Origin of the sequence: Moraxella tarda, from assembly GCF_035181405.1 — a bacterium.
Lineage (GTDB): Bacteria > Pseudomonadota > Gammaproteobacteria > Pseudomonadales > Moraxellaceae > Moraxella.
Genome location: NZ_JAYGGV010000006.1, coordinates 19710 through 31006 on the forward strand (window position 1 = coordinate 19710; position 11297 = coordinate 31006).

At 41.2% G+C, this 11297-nt stretch carries 6 protein-coding genes; all 6 read left to right on the top strand.

Annotated features, from left to right (window positions below):
- Positions 1-59 precede the first annotated feature (59 nt).
- Positions 60-2321: a catalase/peroxidase HPI gene (katG, locus tag U9670_RS07560; RefSeq protein ID WP_323842094.1), complete on the top strand. Its 2262-nt coding sequence runs from the start codon at positions 60-62 to the stop codon at positions 2319-2321.
- A 134-nt stretch (positions 2322-2455) separates the two neighbouring features.
- Positions 2456-3310, top strand: a complete 855-nt coding sequence (locus U9670_RS07565) for a helix-turn-helix transcriptional regulator (RefSeq protein WP_323842093.1) — start codon at positions 2456-2458, stop codon at positions 3308-3310.
- 64 nt (positions 3311-3374) lie between these two features.
- Positions 3375-6686 (top strand): helicase-related protein, encoded by a 3312-nt coding sequence (locus U9670_RS07570; RefSeq protein WP_323842117.1) that lies wholly within the window; start codon positions 3375-3377, stop codon positions 6684-6686.
- Positions 6687-6696: 10 nt separating this feature from the next.
- Complete coding sequence (locus tag U9670_RS07575) at positions 6697-7392, top strand: DUF4391 domain-containing protein (protein ID WP_323842092.1); 696 nt, start codon at positions 6697-6699, stop codon at positions 7390-7392.
- Positions 7389-9362, top strand: coding sequence for an RNA/DNA-binding domain-containing protein (locus U9670_RS07580; RefSeq protein WP_323842091.1), 1974 nt, complete (start codon positions 7389-7391; stop codon positions 9360-9362). Before U9670_RS07575 ends, U9670_RS07580 begins: the two co-directional genes overlap by 4 nt.
- The gene (locus U9670_RS07585; protein ID WP_323842090.1) at positions 9359-11293 is read left to right on the top strand and encodes a site-specific DNA-methyltransferase; all 1935 of its coding nucleotides are present in this window, start codon (positions 9359-9361) and stop codon (positions 11291-11293) included. Before U9670_RS07580 ends, U9670_RS07585 begins: the two co-directional genes overlap by 4 nt.
- Positions 11294-11297: the final 4 nt, after the last annotated feature.

Here is an 11297-nt window from a genome sequence, read left to right on the forward strand (position 1 = left end):
GTTAAATGTTTTCATTCATATATTTGTATTTATCAGCCAACCAAAAAGAAGGTAAGCATATGAGTAACCCAAACACCCCCCAAGACATCGTCCTAGACGAACTCAACGACAGCCAAAAGCCCTTTGCCCCACAGCACGGTGGCGGTTGCCCATTCCACGGTAGCAACACCAAAGACGGCGAAACGCCAATGGCGTGGTGGCCCAAGGCACTAAACCTTGATATTTTGCACCAACACGACAAAAAAGTAAACCCACTGGGCGAAGATTTTGACTACGCCCAAGAGCTTAAAAAACTGGATGTGGACGCCCTAAAAAAAGACTTAGAAGAAGTTTTGCGTAACAGCCAAGACTGGTGGCCTGCTGACCACGGCTACTATGGCGGTTTGATGGGTCGTTTGGCGTGGCACTCAGCAGGTAGCTACCGTGCGGCAGACGGTCGTGGCGGTGCCAACACAGGCAATATCCGCTTTGCCCCCCTAAACTCTTGGCCAGACAACGCAAACCTTGACAAAGCACGCCGTCTATTACAGCCTATCAAACAAAAATACGGCAACAAAATCTCGTGGGCGGATTTGATTGTACTGGCTGGCACAATGGGCTATGAAGCGGCGGGTCTTAAAACTTTTGGTTTTGCCTTTGGTCGTAAAGACATTTGGCACCCAGAAAAAGACACTTATTGGGGTAACGAAAAAGAATGGCTTGCCAAAACAGGCTCAGAGGGCAACCGTTGGTCTGGCGACCGTGATTTGCAAAACCCACTGGCAGCGGTAATGATGGGTCTAATTTACATCAACCCAGAAGGCGTGGACGGCAACCCTGACCCAATCGCCACCGCGCGTGATATGAAAATCACCTTTAAGCGTATGGGCGTAACCGTAGAAGAAACCGTTGCCCTTGTGGCAGGTGGACACACCATCGGCAAACAGCACGGCAACGCAGACGCCAGTAAAGTCGGTGCAGAGCCTGAGGGTGCGGACATCGCCAATCAAGGCTTGGGCTGGAAAACCGATGCCAAAGATGTTGCCAAAATCACATCAGGTATTGAAGGGGCGTGGACAACCAACCCTGACCGTTGGGACAATGAGTTTTTTAAATTACTCTTCAAATACGAAGACAAATTTGTCAATGTCAAATCGCCAGCAGGGGCTCATCAATGGGAACCGTCTGAAATGGACGAGGAAGATATGCCTGTTGACCAAAACGACCCGTCTATCAAACGCAAAATCACGATGAATGATGGCGATATGGCACTTATCAAAGACCCAGAATACCGTGCGATTTCTGAAAAATTCTTGAACGACCAAGCGGCGTTTGACGATGCCTTTGCGCGTGCGTGGTTCAAACTGACCCACCGTGATATGGGACCAAAATCTCGCTATCAAGGACCACTTGTGCCAAGCGAAGACTTGATTTGGCAAGACCCAATCCCTGCCCCCAAATATGTGCCAACCACTGATGAGATTAACTCTTTAAAAGAAAAAATCTTGGCATCTGATGTAAGCATTGGCGAGCTTGTGGCAACTGCTTGGGACAGTGCTCGCACTTTCCGTGGGTCGGACTATCGTGGTGGTGCCAACGGTGCACGCATTCGCCTAGCACCCCAAAAAGACTGGGCAGGCAATGAGCCAGAGCGTCTACAAAAAGTGCTAAGCGTACTTGAGGGCATTCAAAAAGCCTTTGCTGATGACAACGGTGGCAAAGAAGTCTCAATGGCGGATTTGATTGTATTGGCAGGTACAGCAGCCGTTGAAAAAGCGATTAAAGACGCAGGGCTTGATGTAGCAGTGCCATTTGATGCAGGGCGTGGCGATGCAGTACAAGAGATGACCGATGCCGAGAGCTTTGAGTACTTAAAGCCAGTTCATGACGGTTTTAGAAACTTCCAAGAAGCCCACTATGCCCCACAACCAGAAGAGCTTTTGCTTGACCGTGCACAGCTTTTGGGCTTGACAGCGGTGGAAATGACCGTGCTTGTGGGTGGTTTGCGTGTGCTGGGTGCTAACTTTGAGGGTAACAAGCACGGCGTGTTTACCGACAAAGTGGGCGTATTGACTACCGACTTTTTCCGTAACCTTGTGGATATGAACTACACTTGGGAGCCAACAGGTCGCAACAGCTACAACATCAATGAGCGTAAATCTGGCGAAACCAAATTTACCGCCACTCGTGTGGACTTGGTGTTTGGCTCAAACTCAATCTTGCGTGCCTATGCTGAGCTATACGCCCAAGACGACAGCCGTGAGAAGTTTGCCCGTGACTTTGTCAAAGCGTGGACAAAAGTAATGAACGCCGACCGTTATGACCTAGGCTACAATTGCTAATTGCGTTACCGTTAGTTTGTTCTAAAAAAACACTCTCAGAAATGGGGGTGTTTTTTATTGCCTAAAATCTTGTCTTTTGCGTTTAAATGGTTTAAAATACAATCAAAAGTTGTAAAACAATCATAGGTTGTATTATGAAGATATTAAAAGAGCTAAGACAGGCTTATAAATTTACCCAAAAAGACATTGCAATTCGTCTAAAAGTAACCCAGCAAACCGTTGCAAAATGGGAAAATGGAAAATCCGAACCCAGTATTGCTCATTTACGAGATTTGGCATTGCTGTACGATACTAGCGTTGATGAATTAACTAGAGAAAAGATAACGATTGATACAATACGGAGTAATCGTTATCATTATACAGGCAGGAATGATAACTGCTTTTGGGGTCATATTGGGCTTGGCATTCCCAGCCAAGAAAAGTCCATTTGGTATCCAATTAGCTTAAAAACCGCCAATCAAGTCATTAGCAATTTAGATGACGGATTTTCTGATTTTATTCATATCGACACAATCAATAACCGAACTTTGTTTTTTAATAAAAACCACTTATCACACATTCATATATTGGACGATAATGCTGACTACCCAGAGGATGATTGGGAGTTAGGGTGGGATAGTTATCAAGGTTTGCCTGCTGAAATATACCTTGCTTTATCAGATTATCTCATAGAAGGTAGTCTTGATTCAGAAAATTATTCTTCAACTTTTATTGAAAATGTTAAAGCAGTTTTAAACGAATATCCTAATATATCGCAAGAAGATATTAGTGATAGCAAGGTTTATACCTTATCAAAAAAATATCAATATTATATGGATACAGACTGCTTTGAAAATTTTATGTGTTTGGATTATGCAAATGATAAAAATGATAGCGTGTGGTTAAATATGAAAAATTTTGGTCTTGGTATGGATACTTTTATATCCAGTCATCAGGTTGTTTTGATTGATGTGCCAACGCATTTGTTTAATAGGCATTTATTGAGTTGAGTATATGCCAATTTATTAAATGGTTTATCTAAGGGCTAATTTGGAGAATACAAAGATGGCGGATATGAAAATTATTGACAACATCAATCATCTATTGGGAGATGACTTAAAAGAGCAATTAATCAATCGGCAAAATACACGCCTAAAAATTGCTTCGTCTTATTTTTCTATTTATGCGTTTTCAATGCTAAAAAATGAACTTCAAAAAATTGAAGAGCTGCAATTTATCTTTACTTCTCCTACTTTTTTGGCACAAAATTCACTTGATAACATAAAAAAAGAAAAAAGAGAATATACCATTTTTGAAAACAAAACAAACGATGCAGAAGACAAGTTTTGTGGTTCGGTTTTTGAATTGCATCTAAAAAATAAACTTACCCAAAAATCGATTGCCAAAGAATGTGCAGAATGGATAAAACAAAAGGCAACATTTAAATCCAATCTTAGTAATGCCCCAATGCAAGAATTTTTGCATATGGGTAATAAGAATCAAAGTTTTGTATATATGCCCATTCAAGGATTTAGTCCTGTTGGCTTGGGCTATCAAAAAAGCAATGCCATCTCCAATTTGGTCAATCGTTTTGAAAGTCCTTTTGCCGAACAGTATTCACATTTATTTGACCAAATTTGGCAAGACAATCAAAAGGTTGAAGATATTACCAATGCCATTATTGAGCATATTTCATCGGTATATCAAGAAAATCCACCACAAAAGATTTATTTTTTGATACTTTATCATATTTTTAAGGAGTTTTTGCAAGATATCAATGAAGATGTGTTACCCAATGATTTGACTGGATTTCAAAACACTTTGATTTGGCAAAAGCTGTTTAATTTTCAAAAAGATGCCGTTAAAGGCATTATCAATAAATTAGAAACTTATAATGGCTGTATTTTGGCCGATAGTGTTGGTTTGGGCAAAACTTATACCGCTTTGGCGGTCATTAAATATTATGAACTTCGCAATAAAAGTGTATTGGTATTATGCCCCAAAAAACTTGCCCAAAACTGGACAACTTATAACACCAATGTACTTACCAATGTTTTTGTCAAAGACAGATTTAATTATGATGTGCTTTATCATACCGATTTGTCTCGTCAAAGCGGAGAAACACTAGGCATTGATTTGTCCAGGATAAATTGGGGCAACTATGATTTGATTGTAATTGATGAATCACACAATTTTCGTAATAAAGATTATTATAAGGATAAGCAAACACGCTATGACCGCCTAATGAATCAAGTCATTCGTCAAGGGGTAAAAACCAAAGTGTTGATGTTGTCCGCCACGCCTGTCAATAACCGTTTTAATGATTTAAAAAATCAGCTGGCATTGGCATATGAAGGCGACAGTCAAAACCTAGACAATAAATTGGACACCGAACGAGACATTGAGACCATCTTTCGGCGAGCACAAGCCAGTTTTAATGCGTGGGCAAAATTACCGCCCGAAGCACGCACCACGACTGCCATTTTAAACTCATTGGATTTTGACTTTTTTAAATTACTAGACAGTGTAACCATAGCGCGTTCTCGCAAACACATTCAAAGTTTTTATGACACCACAGACATCGGGCAGTTTCCGACACGCCTGCCCCCATTGTCCTTTAGAGTACCGATTTTTATTGGCGACACCCTTTCAATCAACCATTTGTACCAAAAATTGTCATTGATTAAAATGGCGGTTTATGCTCCTGTTGCTTATATTCTAGACAGTAAACTTGCAAAATACGAAGCGATTTTTGATACTTTGACCGAAGGTGGGGGTAAATTTCGTCAAGCCGACCGTGAAAAAAGCCTGCAAGCCTTGATGAAGGTCAATCTATTGAAACGCTTGGAAAGTTCTGTACACGCCTTTGCTTTGACACTTGGGGTATTAAAAACCAATATTGAACAGATTTTGAGTAAAATTGACGATTATCAACAGCGTAAAATAGATGATGAAGTCAGTTTGTCGCCTGATTTTGGCTATGATGAAGAGGAAAATGACCAAGCACTCAATGACGAAAATTTGATTGGTAGAAAACTTAAAATTCATCTTGAAGATTTGGATTTGCTGAGTTGGCAAGAGGATTTATACCACGACTTGACCGTTATTAATGACATTGTGTCTGCCATCGCCCCAATCAATGAGCAGGCGGATGCCAAATTACAACACTTATATGACCATATTTGCCAAAAAATTAACAATCCTATCAATCCAAATAATCAAAAAATGATTGTATTTACTGCTTTTGCCGATACCGCCAATTATTTGTATCAATACATTGCTCCTTTGATGATACAACAATTTGGCATTCATACTGCGTTAATTACAGGCTCACAGCATAAATCCACGCTAGGCAAAACAAAAGACGGTCGTCAAAGTTATGATATACAAGGTTTATTGACGCTGTTTTCGCCAATATCCAAACAAAAATCGCTGATTTTCCCCAGTGAAACTCGCCAAATTGATTTACTTATTGCCACCGACAGTATCTCTGAAGGGCAAAATTTGCAAGACTGCGATTATCTTATCAATTATGACATTCATTGGAATCCTGTGCGTATCATTCAGCGGTTTGGGCGGATTGACCGCATTGGCTCGCCCAACAAGGTCGTGCAACTTGCCAATTACTGGCCCGACATTAGCCTAGACGACTACATTCGTTTGCGTGAACGGGTAGAAAATCGGATGGTGATTGTGGATGTGGCAAGCACAGGCGATGATAATGTATTGTCCAGCAAAGACAATGACATTACCTACCGCCTTGAACAGTTAGAACGCTTGCAAAGCGAAGTACTGGACTTAGAAGACACCCATACAGGTGTGGCGATTACCGACTTGGGGCTAAATGATTTTCGTATGGATTTGCTTGGCTATTTGGAGCAAAATCCAAAGCTACCACGCCTACCCAAAGGACTGCACGCTGTCGTTCCTGCTTGTCCCCAAAACGGTTTGCCAGCAGGGGTAATTTTTGCCTTGCAGGTACAAGAGTCGCAACACACAAATCTTGCCAACCGCCAAAATGCCCACTTTCACACCAACCGCCTTTATCCTTATTTTTTGGTGTACATCAATGAAAAAGGGGAGATTATCAATGATTATAGCCAGTGCAAGACTTTGCTAGACAAAGCCAGAAAAGCAAGTCGCCAGTTTGACACGCCCCTGCCATCTGTTTATGAAAAATTTAATGAACTAACCAAAGACGGCAAAAATATGACGCATTATTCAGATTTGCTTGACCAAGCCGTTGCCAGCATTCAAACCATCAAATCTCAAAAAGATATTGACAGTCTATTTGCCAGCTCCACCACCAGTGCATTGGTGAATGATGTGTCAGGGATTGATGATTTTGAATTGATTGGTTTTATTGTGCTAATTGATATGGCATAGGAGCGATAGAATGTTATTGAATTATCCTATCAGTGCCAAAGTAGATAAACTCATTGCCAAAACCACTTTTTATCAAAAAGGCAATGCCAATCGCCATATAGAACGCTTATTTGTAGAACAAATCCAAAGCATTCATTGGGCGTATAAGTTGTCTGGCGACACCATTAATCTGTCCAGTACAGATAAAATGCCTGAAATACAAATTTTTGTGATAAATAGCCGTGTCGCAGATTTGTCATTAGAGATTTTGGCATTTATTGATAAGCTCATACCATCTTGCATTATTTTTGAAATTGTATATCAAGATAAAATCAAAGTTATTGCTACCAATAAACGCCCAAACGAAAACGACCCACAAAAAGTGGTTTTGGGAGCGTATTATGCCTCCGACTGGCAAATGCCAAATACTCGTCAGGATTTGCCAATGGTTTTGACTTTGTCCGCCTTGTATGAATGGATGATTGAGCAATTATTGATAAATGCGTCTGGACTGTCTGGCAAGCAGCTGTCGCCAAGCGACCCAAAGACAAATTGGACGATTGATGATAAAATACAGCAAGCCCAAAAAATTGCAACCTTAACCAAAGAAATCCAAGCCTTACAAAACAAAATCCATAAAGAAAAGCAGTTTAATAGGCAAGTTCATATGAATTTGGTGTTGCAGAAACTCAAAAGGCAGTTAAATGATTTAACGAGTGTGCTATGATTTTACCAAAAGAAATTTTAGACTTATTTGATGTATTGCGTGAATTTGGCGAAACCGATACCCTAGAAGCAAAAAAGACCAATCAAGCGATTGGCGATTCGGTAATGCAGACTATTTGTGCCTTTGCCAACACCGCAGGGGGATATTTGCTACTTGGTGTGTCTGAGCCTGACGAAAAACACGATGAATTTTGGGCATCGGGCATTAGCGATACCGACGAGATGCTTGGTCAAATCCAAAACAACTGTCGTACCCAATTCAACCAAAGCATTGCCATTGATATGGGATTGGCTACGATTGATGGTGAGACGGTCATTGCCATTAAAGTTGATGAACTGCCAAACACCAATAAGCCTTGTACCTTTATTGCCAAAGGCAAAAATGGCAAAAACTTTACCAAAACAGGGGTTTGGCTTCGTGGTGTTAATAACGATTATGAAGCCACTTTTGATGAATTAAAACCCTTGCTTGTGGCGTCAGCTGGATTGTCTTATGAGCAAATGGTGCTAGATGGTGTTGGTTTTGATGACATTGACCCCAAACACTTAGAACGCTATCGCAAACTTAGAAAACAAGTCAAACCAAACGCCACCGAGCTTGAGTTTAATGATGAAGAGCTATTATTAGCCTTAGATGTTGCTGTCAAAAAAGATGGCAACATTTATCCCAATGTGGCAGGGCTTTTGTTGTTTGGTTGTGATATGGCATTAAGGCGGTTAATGCCAATGGCAAGGGTGGATTATATTCGCCACGCAGGTACGGTTTGGGTAGAAGATAGCCAACAGCGTTTTTTGCATACCAATGATTTGCGTGAAGCGATTATCACAATGATACCCAAGTTAGAAGCAAACATTATTGATGATTTGCCCAAGCATTTTTATTTACCGCCCAATTCTTTAAGCCGTGCCGATACACCCATATTGCCCCAAGCGGTTGTGCGTGAAGCGGTGGTCAATATGCTAATGCACCGTGATTATGCCACCAATCGCCCTTCTCAAATCAACAGATTTAGCGACCGCATTGAATTTACCAATGCAGGCTATTCACTCAAACCCGTGGCACAAATCATTGAAGGACAAAAAGGCTCAGAGCTTAGAAATCCCATCATCGCCCAAGTGCTGTATGATTTAACCTTTGCCGAAACCAAAGGCAGTGGCATTACCATTATGAATCGTGGTCTACAAAATGCAGGACTTAGCCCCATTGTTTTTAAAAGCGTGCGTAAATACAATGAATGCGAAATCGTACTACGCCTACAAAAACTCATTGATGAAGAGGATATGGCGTGGCTTAAACGCTTTGGGGTTTTGACGGACAAAGAAGCCGAAGTGTTGATTCTTGTCAAAAAAATGGGGCAAATCACCAATAAAGACATTCAAATCAACATCGGACTAGAAACCCTAAAAGCAAGCAGTATTTTAAAGAAATTCTGTGCCAAAGGTCAGCTTATCAAGCACGGTAAGGGCAATGCAATGTCCTACACCTTGCACCCTAGCTTGACAGATAACACCCCAAACACTGGCCTTAACGAGCCCAGCACTGGTCTTAATGAGTCTAACACTGGGATTAGCTTGGCAGGTAACGAGTCTAGCTTGATAGATAATAACCCAAGCTCAACAGGTAACGAGCCTAGCTTGGCAGGTAACGGAGAGTCAGCTCCACAGGTAATCACTGATTTATCTATATTACCTACCGAGCTACAACAAAAATTTATTGAGATTACAAAGCCCGCCAAAGACAAAAAACGCTTAAAGCCAGAACTTATGCAAACTTTAATCATAGAGCTATGTTCAAATCACTACCTAACAAGCAAGATTTTGGCTCAACTGCTTGATAGAAATCAGCAGTTTTTGCGAGCGGATTATTTGTTGCCAATGGTAAAAAATGGCAAGCTAATGCTCGCTTATCCCAACCAACCAACCCACGAAAACCAAGCCTACAAATCCACCCAAAAGGAAACACCCCAATGACCGCCCCAAAAATGCACACCCCAAACTTCACAGATGAAAACATCAAACAGCTTGCTACGCTGTTTCCCCATTGCGTGTGTGAAACCCAACAAATCGATGACAATGGCAAGCCCCTTTTTGACAAAGACGGCAAGCCCATCATCACTCTTGGCGTGGATTTTGAGCTACTCAAACAAGAGCTTAGCCATCATATTATAGACGGCAGTCAAGAGCGTTATCGCCTAGACTGGGTGGGCAAACGAGCGTCCATACTCACCGCCAACAGCCCCATCACCAAAACCCTACGCCCAAGCCGTGATGAAAGCGTGGATTTTGACAACACCGCCAATCTATTTATTGAAGGCGACAATCTAGATGCCCTAAAACTACTCCAAAAAAGCTATCAAGGGGCGGTCAAGATGATTTATATAGACCCACCCTACAACACAGGCAATGACTTTATTTATAATGACGATTTTAGTGAAGACACCGACCGCTTTTTGGAGCGGTCTGGGCAAACAGACGAAGACGGCAACCGCCTAGTTGCCAACACCGAGAGCAATGGGCGTTTTCATAGTGATTGGCTGTCTATGATGTATAGCCGTCTTAAGATTGCCAAAAATCTATTAAGCGATGATGGCGTGATTTTTATCAGTATTGATGACAATGAAGTGCATAATTTAAGAAAAATTTGTGATGAGATTTTTGGGGCTAGTCATTTTGTTGGTCAATTTCCTTGGCGAAAAAGAACCGCAAAATCTGATGTGCCTTTTGGCGTATCATCAGATTATGAATACATTTTAACATTTGCAAAATCAGATAAATTTATCGCAAGTATTGAAGGTAAAGAAAGAAAATACTTTGAAACGCCCGATTTTCCAAACCGCCCTTGGCGAGTTCACGATTTAACTAAGCAAACAACTGCAACGGAACGCCCTAATAGTTTTTTTGACTTAATTGACCCTAAAACAGGTAAAGCATATCCAGCAAACCCATTAAGAACTTGGGCTATTACCAAAGAAACATTTGATGAATATTATAACTTAGGAAAAATTGTTTTTCCAGATGATTATGATTTTCTAAACATCAAAAATCCCGTAATGCGTTATTTTAAAGATGATGATATGAAAAAAGCAGGGGAAAGTTTTGGGAGAATTGCAGTTAGCACAAAATTAAATGATGACATTGGAATGTCTTTAAATGGCACAAAAGAAATTACAGAAATTTTTGATGGTAAAATTTTTAGCTTTCCAAAACCTGTAAATTTAGTTAGGTTTTTTGCCGAAATTATTTTTGACAAAAACGCCCTAATCCTAGACTTTTTTGCAGGGTCAGCCACCACCGCCCACGCCGTAATGCAACTAAATAGCGAAGACGGTGGCAATCGCAAATTTATTATGGTACAACTGCCTGAACAAACCGATGAAAAGAGCGAAGCCCATAAGGCAGGTTTTCACACCATTAGCGAGATTTCCAAAGAACGCATTCGCCGTGCAGGGGCAAAAATCAAAGCGGATAATGTGGATAAAGACGGTATAGATACGCTAGACACAGGCTTTCGTGTGCTAAAAATAGATAGTAGCAATATGACCGATGTGTACTATCGCCCCAATGAATACAGCCAAGATTTGCTAGATGGTTTGGTGGATAATATCAAAGCCGACCGAAGCGATGAAGATTTGCTGTTTGGCTATATGCTGGATGTGGGCGTGCCGTTGTCTTTGCCCATAGAGCGTACCCATATTGACGGACACACCGTCTATCAAGTAGGCGGTAATAGCCTTGTGGCAAGCCTTGATTATATTGACACTCAGATGATTGACAAGATTGCCAAGCTAAATCCTGTGCGATTTGTCAGCAGTGAGCGAGCGATTGCCACAGACAGCGATAAGACCAATATCATTGAGCGGTTTAAACAGCTTAGCCACTCTACCGATGTCAGATTTATTTAGGAGG

Excerpts from the sequence above, each read along its gene's own strand:
- katG (WP_323842094.1), top strand. The coding sequence starts at position 60 with ATGAGTAACCCAAACACCCCCCAAGACATCGTCCTAGACGAACTCAAC.
- U9670_RS07565 (WP_323842093.1), top strand. The coding sequence starts at position 2,456 with ATGAAGATATTAAAAGAGCTAAGACAGGCTTATAAATTTACCCAAAAA.
- U9670_RS07570 (WP_323842117.1), top strand. The coding sequence starts at position 3,375 with ATGAAAATTATTGACAACATCAATCATCTATTGGGAGATGACTTAAAA.
- U9670_RS07575 (WP_323842092.1), top strand. The coding sequence starts at position 6,697 with ATGTTATTGAATTATCCTATCAGTGCCAAAGTAGATAAACTCATTGCC.
- U9670_RS07580 (WP_323842091.1), top strand. The coding sequence starts at position 7,389 with ATGATTTTACCAAAAGAAATTTTAGACTTATTTGATGTATTGCGTGAA.
- U9670_RS07585 (WP_323842090.1), top strand. The coding sequence starts at position 9,359 with ATGACCGCCCCAAAAATGCACACCCCAAACTTCACAGATGAAAACATC.